12 protein-coding genes are annotated in these 16417 nt (G+C 56.8%); 10 read left to right on the forward strand and 2 right to left on the reverse strand.

Features of this window, described 5'->3' with window-relative positions:
* Window positions 1-167: 167 nt before the first annotated feature.
* The 8 genes from BOC67_RS10640 (at window position 168) to BOC67_RS10675 (ending at window position 11415) form a co-directional block, all read left to right on the forward strand.
* Window positions 168-1388, forward strand: a complete 1221-nt coding sequence (locus tag BOC67_RS10640) for a PQQ-dependent sugar dehydrogenase (RefSeq protein WP_291910122.1) — start codon at window positions 168-170, stop codon at window positions 1386-1388.
* Window positions 1389-1606: 218 nt separating this feature from the next.
* Window positions 1607-2569 (forward strand): FHA domain-containing protein, encoded by a 963-nt coding sequence (locus BOC67_RS10645; protein WP_291910123.1) that lies wholly within the window; start codon window positions 1607-1609, stop codon window positions 2567-2569.
* 8 nt (window positions 2570-2577) lie between these two features.
* A complete protein-coding gene (locus BOC67_RS10650) occupies window positions 2578-6408 on the forward strand; it encodes a TOMM system kinase/cyclase fusion protein (protein ID WP_291910124.1) in 3831 nt (1276 codons plus the stop codon).
* Between the two features lie 21 nt (window positions 6409-6429).
* Entirely contained in the window at window positions 6430-6780 is a 351-nt protein-coding gene (locus BOC67_RS10655) for a hypothetical protein (RefSeq protein ID WP_291910125.1), read from the forward strand.
* Between the two features lie 13 nt (window positions 6781-6793).
* A complete protein-coding gene (locus tag BOC67_RS10660; protein WP_291910126.1) occupies window positions 6794-7492 on the forward strand; it encodes a hypothetical protein in 699 nt (232 codons plus the stop codon).
* On the forward strand, window positions 7470-9482 hold the full coding sequence (locus BOC67_RS10665; protein ID WP_291910127.1) for a TOMM precursor leader peptide-binding protein: 2013 nt from the start codon (window positions 7470-7472) through the stop codon (window positions 9480-9482). The genes BOC67_RS10660 and BOC67_RS10665 overlap by 23 nt, the downstream gene beginning before the upstream one ends.
* A 170-nt stretch (window positions 9483-9652) precedes the next feature.
* A complete protein-coding gene (locus tag BOC67_RS10670) occupies window positions 9653-10330 on the forward strand; it encodes a hypothetical protein (RefSeq protein WP_291910128.1) in 678 nt (225 codons plus the stop codon).
* 59 nt (window positions 10331-10389) lie between these two features.
* Complete coding sequence (locus BOC67_RS10675; RefSeq protein WP_291910129.1) at window positions 10390-11415, forward strand: hypothetical protein; 1026 nt, start codon at window positions 10390-10392, stop codon at window positions 11413-11415.
* 143 nt (window positions 11416-11558) lie between these two features.
* Here BOC67_RS10675 and BOC67_RS10680 read toward each other — a convergent pair whose 3' ends face one another.
* Window positions 11559-13397: a UbiD family decarboxylase gene (locus BOC67_RS10680; protein ID WP_291910130.1), complete on the reverse strand. Its 1839-nt coding sequence runs from the start codon at window positions 13395-13397 to the stop codon at window positions 11559-11561.
* A 240-nt stretch (window positions 13398-13637) separates the two neighbouring features.
* Window positions 13638-14423, reverse strand: a complete 786-nt coding sequence (locus BOC67_RS10685; protein WP_291910131.1) for a hypothetical protein — start codon at window positions 14421-14423, stop codon at window positions 13638-13640.
* Window positions 14424-14556: 133 nt separating this feature from the next.
* Between BOC67_RS10685 and BOC67_RS10690 the strand changes: the two genes are divergently transcribed.
* Both BOC67_RS10690 and BOC67_RS10695 read left to right on the forward strand, forming a co-directional pair.
* Window positions 14557-15147 (forward strand): RNA polymerase sigma factor, encoded by a 591-nt coding sequence (locus tag BOC67_RS10690; protein ID WP_291910132.1) that lies wholly within the window; start codon window positions 14557-14559, stop codon window positions 15145-15147.
* A gap of 77 nt (window positions 15148-15224) precedes the next feature.
* Window positions 15225-16373 carry a FecR family protein gene (locus BOC67_RS10695; RefSeq protein ID WP_291910133.1) on the forward strand — a complete coding sequence of 383 codons (1149 nt, stop codon included), beginning with the start codon at window positions 15225-15227 and terminating at the stop codon, window positions 16371-16373.
* Window positions 16374-16417: the final 44 nt, after the last annotated feature.

A 16417-nucleotide genomic window follows, 5' to 3' on the forward strand; every position in this document is an offset into this window, starting at 1 on the left:
GCCGGATCACCACATGCCTGCGTGCCGGGTAGCCGTTGCCGGTACACGCGCCGGCGGCAGGCAGTGATCACTATTCCGTCTATCGCAGCATAAACTGGTATTTTAATTGCGGGGAATGGATGACCTTTTTTACTGTTAGCATTTATAAACCTCTCAACTATCCTCACATGAATCACATGAAAAACTATGCGTTGATGGCGGGCATCCTGGCGGTTTTTGCCTGCTGCTCCCGCGAAGAGCCGGGCACTGATCACCCTTCAGCGCCTCCTGTGGAAACCAAACCGCCCAACACGAAATACCAGCCCGCGTTTAGCGGTCAAACCCGCGCCAACGGGGCGGTCACAAAAACGAAAATCAAAACGGACATCATCACCTCCGCACTCGCCAATCCATGGGGTATTACCGAACTGCCGGATGGCCGGCTGCTGGTAACGGAAAAAGCGGGCAACATGCGCATCGTAAAAACCACCGGTGAGCTGAGCGCGCCTATCACCGGCCTGCCCGCGGTAAACGCAGCCGGCCAGGGCGGCTTGCTTGGCGTTTGCCTCGATCCGGATTTCGCTACCAATCGCACCGTGTACTGGACCTTCTCCGAACAGGTCGCCGGCGGCAACCTGACTTCCGTAGGTAAAGGCCGCCTTGCTGCGGATGAAAAGACGATTGAAGGCGCTACCGTCATCTACCATGCGTTGCCGCGCCGCACCAGCACCCTGCACTACGGCAGCCGCATCCTGTTTGATAAAACCGGCAACCTGTTCGTCAGCACAGGAGAGGGCTCCAACCTGGATACCCGGCCGCTGGCGCAATCCGTAAGCGCGGTGCTGGGGAAAGTCATCCGCATTACCAAAACAGGGCAGGCCGCACCTGGCAATCCCACCTTCTCAGGTGCAGGCGCGCTGCCGGAGCTGTATAGCATCGGCCACCGCAACCCGCAGGGCCTGGCCATCCACCCCGTAACGGGCGAGCTGTGGGAATGCGAACATGGCCCCAGGGGAGGGGATGAGGTGAACCGTATTCAGCCCGGCCGCAACTATGGCTGGCCCGTCATCACCTACGGTATCGAATACAGCGGCGAGCCTATCGGCGATGCCATCCAGCAGAAAGACGGGATGGAACAACCGGCGTACTACTGGGACCCCGTCGTATCGCCCAGCGGCATGACCTTCTACGCCGGCAAACGCGTGCCTGAATGGGAAAATAACCTCTTCATCGGCGCATTGTCCGGCCAGCATATCGTCCGACTGGTATTCAGCAACAACAAGGTAGTAGGCGAGGAGCGCCTGCTGGCCAGCGAAGGGCAGCGCTTCCGCGATATCACGCAGGGCAGGAACGGCGCGCTGTATGCGGTTACCGATCAGGGCCGCCTGTACCGGATTGATAAAGAGTAATACCAAACTACGGCGACAATTTTTTCGTATAGGCGTGGGCCTTAATTCCGGCCCACGCCACTGAATATATTTTGCAGTTTGAGAATGCAGTTGTAAATTGGAGTAGCCATTCAACAAAAGGCGGCCTGCGGGCCGGTAATATTATTCCTGTCCTTATTCCTCACAACGGCTACCTGTGAAATGACCATTATCACCACCGGAATCCTCAATGAGATTACATGGCTAGTATCATCAATCTGGTTACCGAAGAACTGGTTGTTCTTACCCCTTTATTTACCGTAGGCCGCAATGCAAGCCTGGTAAACCTGCACCTCGCCTTTGGGGACGTATCCCAATCCCATGCTACCTTATTATGGTCCAAAGAAGGCTGGCAACTCCGGGACCATAGCCGCAACGGCACCCTCCTGGATGGAGAACACGTCTGGCAGCGAACCGCCAAACTCGCCAAGAACCACGTATTGCAGTTTGGCAGCGATGCGCAAACGAAGTGGAAACTGCTGGACCTCGATCCGCCCTTCCCCTTCCTGAAATCGCTCAACCGCCGCAACCACATCATCCGCCTGTCCTTCGCTACGGCCCTGCCGGATCAGCAGCGCCACGAAGCGGCCATCTACTTCCTGCCGGAAAAAGGCTGGGTGTACGAAAAAGAAGGACATGTCAACGCCCTCTCACACGGCCATAAAATTTCCTTCGCCAACGACGAATGGGAATTCGTATCCATCACGGAACTGGAAGATACGATCGATCAGCAGTCGCTCGTAGCCGGCGCCAGGCTGCTGTTCCACCTCAGCCTGAACGAAGAGCATATCCGGCTCGAACTGCAGCTCAGCCGCCATAACGCCATCGACCTCGGCAGCCGCGCACATAACTACCTGCTGCTGTCGTTGGCCCGTAAACGTTATAGCGACCACCTCCTGCAACTCCCGGAGGCGGACCAGGGCTGGTCCACCATCGACGAAATAACCGAAGACCTGTCACGCGAAATGCAGAAAGAAGTAGACGTCTATTTCCTGAACCTGCAAATATTCCGCTTACGTAAACAGTTATGTGAAATCCCTGAAATAGGTTACCTGTTCAGTAACATCATCGAGAGAAGGCCGGGCGAAATACGCCTTGGTCATCCTTATTTCAGTATCATCAAAGGAAACCATACCGAAGCTGATATCACACCCCTCAGATAATCCTGTATATGAACCATCAAACCATGCCGGCTGCCGGTTTCCCGGTAGTAGGCAACTATGAACTGCTGGAAGCGGCCGGAGAAGGCGCTACCTGTCATGTGTACAAAGCCATTCAGCAACATACCCGTCAGCTGGTCGCCCTCAAGGTGCTGAAACCCTCCCTGTCGGACGCCATGCAGCTGTCGCGCTTCGAGCGCGAAGCGAAAGTATGCGCCGGCATCAGTCACCCCTACATCGTAAAGCTGCTCGACAAAGGCGCTACCGCCGAAGGCAGGCCCTTCGTCGCTTTTGAATTCCTCGAAGGCAATACCCTGCGCCAGCAATTGCAACGCAGCGGCGCGCTCAGCGTGGCGGAAACCCAGGCCCTGATGGGGCAGCTCCTCGATGCGCTCTGCTGCGCGCACGCAAACGGGGTCGCCCACCGGGATCTGAAGCCGGATAATATCATCATCATCCGCTCCGGGGCAAGGCCGCATGTAAAAATTCTGGACTTCGGCATCAGCACCTTCGTGCAGGACCTGCAGCATGCCGATGCCATGGGCACGCCGGCCTATTGCGCGCCGGAACAACTGCGGGGCGAGCCGCCTACCACCCGTGCGGACCTCTACGCCTGGGGCCTCATCCTCATCGAATGCCTGACGGGCTGCCCCGCCATACAGGGTAACAGCATTGCGGATATCTACTACCAGCAACTCAGCCCGGAAACGATACCGATACCGGCATTCCTGCGGAACCATGCGCTGCACGATCTGTTGCAGTCCGTCCTCGCGAAGGACCCGAACGACCGCCTGGCGGACGTACACACGCTTTATGAACGCTTCCAGCAGCTGGACCTCTCCGTACTCCAGCCGCATACCACCGCCCCGGCGGCCTTCCCGCAAAACGGCCACCCTACGGCGGATAACTCACTGGCATGGATGTACGAAAAAAAGGAAAAGCGCCAGGTCACCATCCTGTGCGCGGCCATCCGGGTGATACAAGAACCCGCCAACCCTGTGGATGAAGATATCCTGGAGGAAATCCAGAAGGCCCAGCTGGCCGCCTGTACGGACGTTGCCACCCGCGGCGGGGGCTTCCTCAAAGGCGTTTTCGCAGATCAGTTCATGAGCTATTTCGGCTATCCCACCTCCGAAGGCAATGCCGCCCACCTGGCCGGTAAGGCCGCATTTGAAATACTAACGGCTACGGAAGCACGCAGTAAACGCCTGCAGCGCCAATACGGCCTGCAGCTGGAAGCCCGCGTCAGCATCCATACGGGGCAGGTGATTTGCCGCCCGCTCCGCGTGCCGGAAGGCATAGCCCCCAACTACGCGCAGCGACAGCTCGCCCTCGCGGCGCCGCAGCGTATAGTCGTTTCCGTTGCCACAAGGCAGCTCCTCGCGCACCTCGCCGTTTTTGAACGGGTGGTACACGCGCCGGAGGAGTTTGCCGCTGCCTGCTACATGGTGAAAGAGCGCAGCGGTAGCGCTTTTGCGCTGCTCCGGGACGGGGCCAACCAAAGCCTGCACGGCCGCTCCCGGGAGCTGCAAGCCCTCCGCGGGGCATGGGAGCGGGAAGGAGTGGCGCTGGTACGCGGCGCTGCCGGCATGGGCAAATCGAAGCTCCTGTACGAAGCCTCCCGCATGGCGGGCAACGACCTGCTGGAAGTTCGCTGCATGCCGGAATACCGTCACCGGGACCTTTACGTCATTTTCCACCTCCTGCAACAGCATTACGGCTTCCGGCCGGAGCTGCCGCAGGATGCCAGCCTGGCCCGGCTGACTGCTATGCTGGAAACGGCCGGCGCGGCAGTGGATACGGTCATGCCTATACTCTTGTCCTGCCTGGGGATGGCATTTACGGAACAATTCCAGCCCTCCCTCTTATCGCCGGGCGAGCAGCGCCGCCTGCTCATAGCCACGCTGATACAGTGCCTGGCTGCCATCTCCCTGGAAAAAAAATACCTGCTGATCATAGAAGACCTCCACTGGATAGACGCCGGCAGCGCCGCCGTACTGCAGGAAATCGTGAGCCTGCACGGCTGCCCCAATATGCTGCTGCTACTCTCCGCGCGGCCCTCCTTTGAACCCTTATGGCCACGGGATGCCTTTACCCTGCTGGAGCTGGGGCCGCTGGATAAACCTGCTTCCATGGCCCTGCTGGCGGACTTGCTGCAACGGCAGCCGGTGGAGCAGGATTGTATGGACTACCTGCTCCGCCATACGGACGGTATCCCGTTTTTCATGGAGGAGCTCACCCGCTACCTGCTCACAAAGGAACTGCTGATATACCGGGATGGCAGCTACCGCTTCGCAGAACAGATGTTCCAGCTAACGGTGCCGCTTACACTAAACGAAGTGCTGATGGCCCGCCTGGACGAGCTGGGCCCCGCCCGGGAAACCGCGCAGCTGGCCGCCTGCGCAGGCAGGGAGCTGCCCTGGAACCTGCTGCGGCAAATCTCTTCCCTGGAAGAGGAAATGTTGCAACAACACCTGCAAACGCTGGAAGCGCACGACATCCTGTATCCCCTCCGTTCGGAAAAAGGGCTGGTCTATGTTTTCCGTCATGCGCTGATGGGCGAGGTAGCCTACCAAAGCCAGTTGCTGAATATGCGCAGGCTGGTTCACGCGCGCATTGCGCAGGCGCTCCTGGGGGACGATCATGCCTCCGGTCCGCACCATGCCGCTACCATTGCCCGGCACCTGTTCCTGGCAGGCAACGCCATGGAGGCGGTAGACTGGCAGATCAAAAGCGTGCAGCTGATGCTGGGCGGTATCACCGGTAAGGACTCCCTGGCTCTTTGCCAGCAGGCGCTCAAATGGCTGTACACCCTGCCGGAAGATGCCGGCCGCACGCAAAAGGAAGTGATGGTGCGGCACCTGATGCTCTCCGTACTCGTAGTGCTGGAAAGCTATGGCGCGCCAGCCGTCAGGGAGCAACTGGATATATTGACCGCCCTGTACGAGCAAAACGAAGCCCGGGAAGAAATACTGCCCGCCATGCTCATGTACTGTAATTACTACGCGATGACGGGCAACTGGAAACAGGCGACGGAGACGGCGCAGCGGCTGCACGAGGTGGCGTATTCCACGCAAAACCAAAAATACCCGGTCGTATCCTCCGTGTTCCTCGGGCTGCAATATTTCAATAACGGGGAGCTGGAACAGGCCGCGGCCATGATGGAAGAAGCCCTGGCACGCTATGACCCCGCGCTGCACAGCAGCCTGGCCTACGAATTTGGAGTGGACCAGGAAGCGCTGGCCTGCAGCACGCTCGCCTGCGTGTACACCCTCGCGGGAGATGCAGCACGAGCGGAAACAATGGTCCACCGCGCGCTGGAAAAAGTAGAGGCTATCGCGCATCCGCATACGACCGCTTCCACCTACCTTGGCCTGGCCTGCGTGTACTTCTATCAGCGCAACCGGCAGCAGGTGATCTATTACAGCCAGGCGCTGCTACAGGTCAACGAATCCAGCCAGCTGCATATGTTCGGTAACTACGGGGCCATCTTACTGGCCTGGGCCAACGATGACCTGCAGGCCGCAAAGGCAGCGCTGGCGCAGGAAGCGCAGAAAGGCATACAATCCATGAACAGCTTCTGGAACGCCGTGGTGGCAGAAATCGAAATGCAGGCAGGCGAATACGAAGCCGCCCTGCAACGCCTCACCGCATCGCTGGCCCTCATCGGCGGGGCGGACGGCGCGCTCTATCATGCGGAAATACACCGGCTGCTGGGAGTATTGCACGCCCTGCAGCAGGACGGCGATGCCGCCGCCGGGCACCTGCAAACTGCCGCCGCGATTGCGGCTGCGCAGCGGGCTGCGCTGATACAGCAACGCATCCGGGCGGTGATGAACTAATGCTCATTAAAACCAAACTATATGAACCCTGTATTATCCAATCAATGGTTACAGACCTATTACGGCGCTTTACAATTATGCTGGAACGACGCGGAGTTCCAGGTAAGCCTGATGGCGGACCCGCGGGGCGCGCTGGAAAAGAAATTCAATTTCACCTATCCGGCAGTGCTGGACCTGCAGTTTAAGTACGTGCCCGACGGCAACTTTTCAGCCCTGCCGGAATTCCCTGTCAGCATCTTCGATTATCCGCCGGCTGTGCAAACGGCGCTGCAGGTGCCTTTGGTGCCGCCGCCGCCTTCCGGCCTCACGGATCTCAATTACCTCATGGGACTGCAAACGCCGGCGCCGGCCTGCTGTTGTATGTGCTTCTGATAAACTGTACGGTATGCATCGTTTCTTTTTTACGCAACAAAACCATCACGGGCAGTTTATCGAGATGTACCGGGATCAGGCCCATACCCAGCTGTTTGGCTGGATGTGCAGCTACCCGGAGCCGGAGCATCCCGGCAGGGTGGTGGAGTTATGGGCGTTTATGTCCGCCACGGATGCGACGCTTTCCAACGTGGCCTTTTACCCTGTGCAGGTTACCACCGGTTTCGTGCCGCATAATTTCGAATCCTGGCTGCTGAAGTTGCAGACAGGGCCGGCGTTTCAGGCCTACGTCTATCGCGTGGCGGATGTGGACCTGCCGGATGGCAGGCATAGCTTCACCGGTACCATGGCCAACGGCATTTATAACAGCAGCGGGGAGCAGGGCAGCGAGCCGGCGCTCGTAGCGGTGACCCTCATCTCCGCAGCGCGGCAGCTGGACAGTCAGTCGGCCGTGACGGACCAACTGATGCTGATGGCGACCTTCGAAGCCTCGCAGCCTTTGCTGCTCTATTCCCCGCTGACGGTACTGCAACCGCCGGTAGCCTCGCAGGAGTTCATTTCCGGGAAAGGCGTGCCTGGTATGGCATTGACGGGCCAAAAAGTTACCGTACCCATGCGGGAACAAGTGCTGACAATGACGGGCGCGCCTTCGGCCGGGCAAATTATTCAACGTATTAAATCCCTTACGGATGACATCACCATCCATGGATGACGTATTGCTGCTGACGCCTGGTTCCCGCTTCCTTCCCCTGGGGGAGGTGGCGGGCCTGGTGTTGGGCAGCAGCAGTATTATCCCCGTTTCGGGGAAGTTGCCGGTAGCGCTGATCAACATGGTGCAGCGGCAGGCCATATCTGCCTCCGGCTGCGTGCGGAAGTTGCAGTCAACTTTTCCCGTGCCGCACCTCCTGATGGAGCTGGACCGCCTCCGGCATACCGGCGTGCTTACGAGCCACCAGCTGGTGGAGACGGCATTCGTACCGCTGGCGGATATAACGGCGCCGGATACACGCTTCCTGGCCACCCCGGTGGACGGCCTTGCGCTGGCCGCGGCCATGCCCGCCTGGCGCGCCGCTATGGCCGCGGGCAGGCCGTGGATACCGGTGATTACCGGTAACGGCTATACGGTGGTTGGCCCGGTGTTTAACGGGGAGAGCGCCTGTTGCCCGCATTGCCTGTTTTCGCGGATGGACCGGTATTTCAGGGAAGATGCAGGTATGGTAACTGGAACGGATACACGTAGTTTGGCAGATCAGCCGGATGCGCCATCGCTCTCCCCAGCGGATACACGTATTCCACCGGACCTCGCCACTGCCATACAGGAAGCCTTATTACACCTCTGCGCTCATCCCGCCCCGGGGGAATACTTTCATGTGGGCAGGCGGTACCAGCTCCACCGCTACCAGTTGCGCCGCCGGCCGGAATGCCCCGTCTGCGGGGACCCGAAGGCCTTTGCCGCGGGTATGTCCGCCCCGGTAACGTTAACGGGTACACGCACGCAGTACCGCAACGAGCCGGTAACGGCCACCTGGGAAAAATGGAGCCACCACATCAACCCGGTGACAGGCATTGTGCGGCAGTTCAGCGAAATCGGCCAGTACGCCTGGCGCGCGCTGATGCCGGATGCGGCGCCGTTCACCTTCCTGCCTGCTTACGGTAAGGGCTATACGAATACGGCGGCGATGGTGAGCTGCCTCTGCGAGGCGATTGAGCGTTGGAGCGCCTGCTACCGGGGGGACGAGCCTTTGCTCCAGGCCACCGCTGCGGAGCTGCATCCTTACGCAGTACTGCCTGCCGCCATCCAGCATTTTGCGCCGCAGCAACTGCAATGGCCGGAGGATACGCCGGCCCTTGGCCCCGTGCCGGATACGGCGGTGGCCAGCCGCTGGTTGCCGGCATGGTCGCTCACGTACGAGGAGCAACGCTATGTCCCTGCGGAAGCCGTGTTGTATAATCTGCCGGCAACAGGAGAGGGGAGGGCGGCCGTCTTTGAATCCAACGGCATGGCGGCGGGCAGCACTTTGCCGGAAGCCATCTTACAGGGATTGCTGGAACTGATAGAACGGGATGCCGCCGCCATCTGGTGGTTTAACGGCCTGCCGCGCCCGGCAGCGCCGGCGGAGATGCTGGCCGGCAATGACTGGTACCGGCAACAACGGGAAAGGCTACACGAAGCTGGGTGGCAGGTACATTTACTGGACCTCACGCTGGATACCGGCGCATACGTGATTGCAGCCGTGGGAGAGCAGGCCGGCGCTTACCTGGCAGGCTTTGGCTGCCACTATTCCATGGAAGAAGCGATGTTGCGGGCATTTACGGAACTGCTGCAACTGCAGGCCATCATGGCGCCGGTAAAGCCTCCGGAAGGCACGCCGTTGGATTACCTGCGGCCCCACGCGGGCGCAAAGCGCTTTGATAGTAAAGTGACGCCCGGTACGGTGGAAGAGATGATCACCCAATTGGTCAGCGGCCTGCAGGCAACAGGCATAGAAACCATCGTGGTGAACTGTACCCGCCCCGATGCAGGGCTGCCTGTGGTAAAAGTGCTGGCGCCAGGCCTCCGCGCTTTCAGGCCGCGGTTTGGGGCAGGCAGGTTATACGAGGCCCCGGTCTCGCTCGGGCTGGCCATACAGGCAACCCCGTACCCACGGCTTATCCCTATGTGGATGGCGCCCTCACGGGAACATACCGCAAAGCAGGATTAGATCTTTCTCCCCCCCCCCAAAAAAAAATAAACTGAAATATGGTGAAATAGGAAAGGGATAACTGCCATTGTAGTTTTGAGGTATCAAGTCAAACGGAGCTCCACGACTGATACCGGGCGGAAACCGAAAAGCCTTAACAGAGTAGGTGATTAATACTAAACTATGAAACAATGGCAGAATACACTTTAAATGTTGGTTTCACCAACGATCAGTTACAAGTATTATACGCTACAGGTACCAACGTGGTAATTGCAAAACCTTCCGGCGGCGGCAGCCCCAATGTGGCCTGGCAGGTGTTCAAACCCCTGATGGCCAACCAACTGTCCTGGATTGAAGAATACGGTATTTACGCTTCCACCAGCAATATCACCAACGGCGCCACGCTCTCCCAGATGTCCAGCATCCCGGTTGGAGCGGCCATGAACAAACTCTACACCCTGCAGGATTCAGGCGTGATCACCGGTCCGGCCAGTGGAGGTCAGCCAAGTTCTTTTGCGCTGTTGAACGATTTCACCACCAAACCTTACATGACAGTAGGTTTGTACCAGGATGCGAAGGTGAACGGCGTAGACATCCTCGGCAACGCCATTTCCGCCGTACCTGTACTGCTGGCCAGCACCGCGGTGATGACCCCTTACACTACTGTTTACATCTGGCTGCAATCGCAGGTGAAAAGTAATTCAGTAGTGACGACCGTAACCTCCCCGATGACGCAGTTGCAGTTCGGCGGCGGAATTGACACCATCTCCGTTGCTTACGACAGCAATTCAGGCAAGTTCCTGCCTACCGGCAACTTCTCTATGAATTCCAAACAGTACGAAATTTCATACGTTGAAGCGGCACTCTGATTTCCACTATTAATAACCTGGAGGAGGCCTTTGCGGGCCTCCTTTTTAATGACAGTCCTATGGAAAATTCTGTGAGTGGCAACACCTCGCTCGATGAGCTGTTATACGCCATGCAACAACGCAACCTTGTGTACAACGGGGATTTCCGCTATTACAGCAACCAGGTGCTGGCCGGTGGGTATATTACCTATAACTGCCCGGACGGCTGGGTGTTCACCAACGCCGGCTCCTTCGGCATGGTAGGCTTTGACACGGCTACAAACACCTGTTACATCAACACCGGGGGAGGGGATAAAACAACTACTTTCCAACAGGCCTTGCATGAATTTCCGCGCTGGCAGCAAACTTTACGGGGCAATTATGTAGCGGCCAGCGTGATCATGACGGTATCCGGTAATTACCCGGTAAGCGTCACGCTGACGGATAATACCGATGCGGACACCGTAACGAAAAGCACCGGCGGGGACCTGCAGTTCGACCTCCTGCTGAAAGTAAATCCCAATGCCAGCGGGCTATTCCTGGTAGTAGAATGTAAAACGCCGAATGTGCGGATCAATATTTCCCAGGCATATGCGAATATCGGGAAGGTGGCTATTCAAAGTCTGCCCACTATGGTGCAGGGCATTATCGGAGAACGCCGCCAATACGTGGCTACGGAAACGCCGCCGGCGGAAGAGCTGTCCCTTTGCCAGCCTCCCGTTGCGCTGGGAGATGGTTACTCCCGGCTGAATTCCGTGATCAACGGGCGCTTCGGTACAAGTGGCAGCGGCATGTCCCTGACGCCGGATATGCGCGGGTACTTTAGCCGCTCCTGGAACAATGGCGCGGCCACCGATCCCGACGCCGGGCAACGTACAGCCCTGGGCGGTACCGTCACCGGTGATCACGTGGGCACCCTCGAGCAGGATATGTTCCTCAAACATAACCATCCGCTGCCATGGACGGCCAACCAGCCCAGTATGGGCGGCAATGCCGGCTCCATCACGGTGATCAATACACTGCAGCAGTCCAAAACGGGCGATACCGGCGGCAGCGAAACAAGACCGAAAAATATTGCGGAGCTTTTTACGATTAAATGGGCCTGATCTTTTTTCAGTAGCAGTTAGTAATGATGCCCGGTGGCGGGGCTGGCTGTTGAGCCGGCCCTTTCTTTTTTTGCTGGCCCCGTAACCGTGTAAGCTACTAAAAACCAAAGGGAGCAACCTTGCTCCCTTTGTAATATTTTCCATTATATAATCCCGTGTAACACGCCACCTTTCTTCCCCATTTCATCCACCCGCTTTTCCACCGCAGGGTCAGGAATTAACGGCGGCGCATGGTGCGGCTTAATCCGCGCGTCAATGATCACCGGCCCGTTACAGCCCCAGTGCTTATGCCGTATAAAACTGTTAATGCCATGGATATCGTGGGAAGGATTACTGCGCGTAAACGTTACCCAAACGAAGTTGTTGATATTCGCTGCGGTAAAGCCGGCGTCATCACATAATACGATAAGCGGTAAGCCTTCCAGTGATTCGTTTTCCAGGTGGTCGTTGAGGATGCCCAGCTGCGCGGCTGCTTCCGCTTCGCTGCCATAAGCCGGCGCCTCCACTGCAACAACGCCGGGCAGGGCGAGCTTAAACGCGCCAAACGGCCTTGGTACACTGAACGAAGCAGGTATTTCTTTCCAAAGCTCCCTGCGTTTTTCTCCCGCTGCGGCAATGGCTACTTTACTGCCGGCATTCAGGTCGCTGCCGGAATAATCCAGCGTATCGATGGTGGTGTTGGTGTAAAAATGCAGGTCCCGCGTCGTGTCAATGCGTTCCAGCATATGCAGGAGGAATTTCGCAATGTCGTGCGTATGCAGGGAAGGATCGTCTTCCTGCGCGCAGATGAACAGGTACTTGGCCAGGCTAAGTTGATTGCTGCCCAGTATATGATTAGCGATAGTGAGTATTTCCTGTGGTTTGCGCTCTTTCAGGTAAGGCGTGTAACGCTCGCTGCCGATGGCAAAGAGCAGGGGATGCACGCCGGCGGCATCCACGGCATGAATTTCCTTTACACCGGGGATTTCCTGTGGGATGGCATTGCCGGTGATCTCATGGATCAGCGCGCCGAAGCTGGTATCTTCCTGCGGCGGGCGGCCTACTACGGTAAACGACCAGGTGGGATTTTTTTTATGGTACACCCGGCTCACTTTCAGGAGCGGGAAGGGGTGAGTGAGGCTGTAATAGCCCAGGTGATCCCCAAAAGGCCCTTCCGGTTTGTTTTCATGCGGCATCACGGTACCGGTGATCACAAAGTCCGCATCTGCGGAAATGCAGTAGCCTTCGTCGTCGTAAAAATAACGGAAGCGGCGGTTGCCCAGCGCCCCGGCGAAAGTCATTTCGGAAAGTCCTTCCGGCAGTGGCATTACGGCGGACAGCGGATGGGAGGGAGGGCCGCCCACGAAGATGCTCACCTTCAGCGGTTGCCCTTTGGCATTGGCTTTCGTTTGATGGATGCCGATGCCGCGGTGGAGCTGGTAGTGCAATCCTATTTCCTGGTTGGGGATGTAATCGTTTCCGGCCAGCTGAATGCGGTACATGCCGAGGTTGGCGTTCATGATGCCGGGCTTATCCGGGTCCTCGGTGTACACCTGCGGCATGGTCACAAAGGGACCGCCGTCCATCGGCCAGTTCACAATTTGCGGCAGTTCGCTGATGCTGGTACGGCCATAGGAGATGGGCGCGTTTTTCCCTGTTTTCATGGGCAGGGCGGAGAGGGCCGTGGCGGCCACGTTGAGGTAGCGGAAAGGGTGCTTGATGGCCTTTACGGGATCGCCCTTAATATCTACAAGTACTTTGATCTTTTCCAGCGTATCGCGGAACATGAATTTGGAACGGTCCAGCGTGCCGAACAGGTTGGATACCGCCGGGAATTTGCTGCCTTTGATATTTTCAAACAGCAGGGCCGGCCCTCCGTGTTCGTACACGCGCAGGTGTATGGCGGCCATTTCCAGGTAGGGATCTACTTCCTGTTTAATACGGATCAGGTGTCCGTGTCGTTCCAGATCATTGATGCAGTCTTGTAAGCTATTGTACCCCATTATATCGTTCTTGGATTGAATCGGCCAAAATTAGAGCAATTTTACTAATAATGGGGTTGTTGGGGTTGGGGGAAAAGAAAAAGGCGCCGGAGCGCCTTATATTTTTGAGGGAGAGTGTTGTTATGAAGGGGCTGGGTGACTGTTGGATATATCAGCCAGCGGTATTGGTGTTTAACACCGGTAGCATTTTAATGCTGTTCATCAGCCAGCGCTCCTACTATTCAACACCATCCGCTCATGCTAAAACTTAATCTGCATTTTTTCCGACACCAGCTTCCCATCCTTATAATACTCAAAGTACCACTCCCCACCGCGTTTGAACAGTACGCCTTTATCAGTCCCGTTATCAGCAATAAAATATTCCGCCAGTGTAGTCTTAAACAGGCTCAATACTTTCTTTGGCGTAGTATCCACCAGCTGATAACCGGTTTCCGTAGGCTGCGCATACAGCGTAGCGCCGTTGTTTTTCGTTTCAGCAGTGGCTGCCGCTACCGGGGCTGCCGGGGCAGGAGCAGGCTGGGCTGGCGCGGAGGCTACCGTCTGCGGCGCCGCCGCCACAGGGGCGGATGCCGTGTTGGCCGCTGCCGGTTGCACCGTGCCATTATAAGCGTAGTTCAGCGATTGCAGGGAGCTTAAGGCATCTCTCAGCGCTTCGTTATACGCAGCGCCATAGTCTTTTTCCCGGCTTTTGCCCTCCTTGCTTTTAAACAGCACATTCCCCCGGCAATCCTTCAGCGTGAGCGTAAGGTTGGTCACAAATACGGCTTTACGCTGCTCCACATCGGCAATCAGCGCACTGCACTTGTTGCCGGCGATATCCGTAGGCAGCTCCTTATCGTCGATCAGGGCCTCGAAGCCCATGCCGTTCAGCACCATCTGCGTAGTGGTGTTTAAACCATACTGGTGCGCCTCTTTCTGAAAACTGAATTTTTCAGGTACCAGCACATACTTATAGTTGTTCACGGAATTCTGTGCGAACGCCGCCACACTGAAAAGTAACAGGAAAAAAAATGAGAATCCTTTCATAGTCAAATATTACCGGATGAAAATACAAAATCCTGCGTAATTACGCGTCCGCAACAATACTAATTTTAAAACCACCCATTTTTTACTATTTTAGACCTTTCAACCAACCAACTGTGTGTAGTGGCCGTATTGTATGGAACATTTAGTAAATGAAAAAGAATTGCTCCGGCGTTTGTCGGAAGATGACGAGGCTGCATTTCAGGAACTGTTTTATCACTACTGGGATCAACTCCACCATGCCGCACTGCGATTGACCAAATCTCCGGAACTGGCCACCGATATCGCCCAGGAAACGTTTGCCAGGGTATGGGCCAGGAGAGCCCAGCTAACGGACGTACAAAACTTCCCTGCCTTTCTCTTTACCATCTCCCGTAACTTAATACACGACCACCTGAGAAATAAAGTTTTCCGGGAAGAGAATGCCGGCTACCTGGAAGCTTATGCCGGCTATCACGACGCTACGCCGCAATACCTGCTGGAAAATAAAGAGCTGCAACACCTGTTGCAGGAGGCGATCGACAGCCTGCAGCCGCAACTCAGGCAGGTATTTACCATGGCGCGGTTGCAGGGCATGCGGCACGAGGCCATCGCACGGGAGCTGGACATTACGCCCATGTCCTCAAAAGTTTATATGGTAAGGGCCCTGGCCGCCCTGCGCAAATATATCCTGGAACACGGCGGCCCTTTACTGTTCTGCCTTTCCGTTTATTTTTTGCGGCCGTAAAAATTTTTTGAGCAATAATGTTCTCCTTTTTCCCGCTCCTCCGTCATTGTAATAAGAGAAGCTGAATCTAAGCCACCATGAACGATACTGACTTCAAAATATTATTTCAAAAATACCTGGATGATGCCATCACGCCGGAAGAAATGCAGCTTTTACAGCAGCAGCTACGGTCGCATTACCCAACCGCGGCAATAGAAGAGCTGTGGGAAACCACGCTGCAAACGCCCTATACGGGCCCGCGCAGCAGTCCGGCGCAACTGGCCGCCCTGTACGGCAACGTAAAGCCGGGAGGGAAGGTAGCTGCCATGAAATGGAGAAAGCGCCTCCCGTATGCCGCCGCCATACTGGTTTTGGTTACTGCGGGCTCGCTCTGGTATTACCAAAGCGCGCAGCGCCTGCCGCATACGCCCACCGCAACGGCTATACAACAACCGGTAATGCCGGCTACGGGTACGGTAACGCTCACCCTCGCCGATGGCAGCATCGTAAAAGTGGATAGCCTGGGCAACCAGACCATCCGCCAGGCGGGCGCCCGCATCAGCAAAGCCGGCAACGAGCTGGTATATGCCAGCGGTAACGCCGCCGCCAACGGTACCAATACCCTGACTACGCCCAGGGGTCGCCAGTTCCAGCTCAAGCTGCCGGATGGCACACGGGTATGGCTAAACGCTGCCAGCTCCCTCAGCTATCCCACGGCTTTCACCGGGCCGCAACGGAAAGTAACCGTTACCGGCGAGGCCTATTTCGAGGTAGCGCCCAACCCGCAGCAGCCCTTTGTGGTAGCCACTGCCAGGTCGGTGGTGGAAGTATTGGGCACCCGCTTTAACATCCGCGCCTACGAAGCGGCCAGCCAGATCAGCACCACCCTGGTAGACGGCGCCGTACGCGTATCGGCGGATCAAAAGGGGATCAGCCCCGTAGTGCTGAAACCCGGTCAGGTATCCATACTAACCGCTACGCAGATGTTGGTCGATAAAGCCGATACTGATAAAACATTGGCATGGAAAAACGGCTATTTCAATTTTGACGGAGCCACCCTGCAACAGGTATTGAATGAATTACAACGATGGTATGATATAGACGTAGTATATGAAGGAAATGTAAAAAATATCCGCTTTGGCGGCGAGTTAAGCAGGAGCAAAAGCCTGGGCCAGATAATAACAGCACTGAAGGACAATGAAGTGCACTTCCGTTTGGAGGGCAACAAGCTGACAGTTTTGCCGTAAGAGGTCAACAACATACTATTTATTACTTACAGCACGGAACGCCG

This window comes from Chitinophaga sp. CB10 (genome assembly GCA_001870995.2).
Taxonomy (GTDB): domain Bacteria; phylum Bacteroidota; class Bacteroidia; order Chitinophagales; family Chitinophagaceae; genus Chitinophaga.

Coding starts and splice junctions, on each gene's coding strand:
- BOC67_RS10645 (WP_291910123.1), top strand. CDS start 1,607: ATGGCTAGTATCATCAATCTGGTTACCGAAGAACTGGTTGTTCTTACC.
- BOC67_RS10670 (WP_291910128.1), top strand. CDS start 9,653: ATGGCAGAATACACTTTAAATGTTGGTTTCACCAACGATCAGTTACAA.
- BOC67_RS10690 (WP_291910132.1), top strand. CDS start 14,557: ATGGAACATTTAGTAAATGAAAAAGAATTGCTCCGGCGTTTGTCGGAA.
- BOC67_RS10655 (WP_291910125.1), top strand. CDS start 6,430: ATGAACCCTGTATTATCCAATCAATGGTTACAGACCTATTACGGCGCT.
- BOC67_RS10680 (WP_291910130.1), bottom strand. CDS start 13,397: ATGGGGTACAATAGCTTACAAGACTGCATCAATGATCTGGAACGACAC.
- BOC67_RS10650 (WP_291910124.1), top strand. CDS start 2,578: ATGAACCATCAAACCATGCCGGCTGCCGGTTTCCCGGTAGTAGGCAAC.
- BOC67_RS10665 (WP_291910127.1), top strand. CDS start 7,470: ATGACATCACCATCCATGGATGACGTATTGCTGCTGACGCCTGGTTCC.
- BOC67_RS10695 (WP_291910133.1), top strand. CDS start 15,225: ATGAACGATACTGACTTCAAAATATTATTTCAAAAATACCTGGATGAT.
- BOC67_RS10640 (WP_291910122.1), top strand. CDS start 168: ATGAATCACATGAAAAACTATGCGTTGATGGCGGGCATCCTGGCGGTT.
- BOC67_RS10685 (WP_291910131.1), bottom strand. CDS start 14,423: ATGAAAGGATTCTCATTTTTTTTCCTGTTACTTTTCAGTGTGGCGGCG.
- BOC67_RS10675 (WP_291910129.1), top strand. CDS start 10,390: ATGGAAAATTCTGTGAGTGGCAACACCTCGCTCGATGAGCTGTTATAC.
- BOC67_RS10660 (WP_291910126.1), top strand. CDS start 6,794: ATGCATCGTTTCTTTTTTACGCAACAAAACCATCACGGGCAGTTTATC.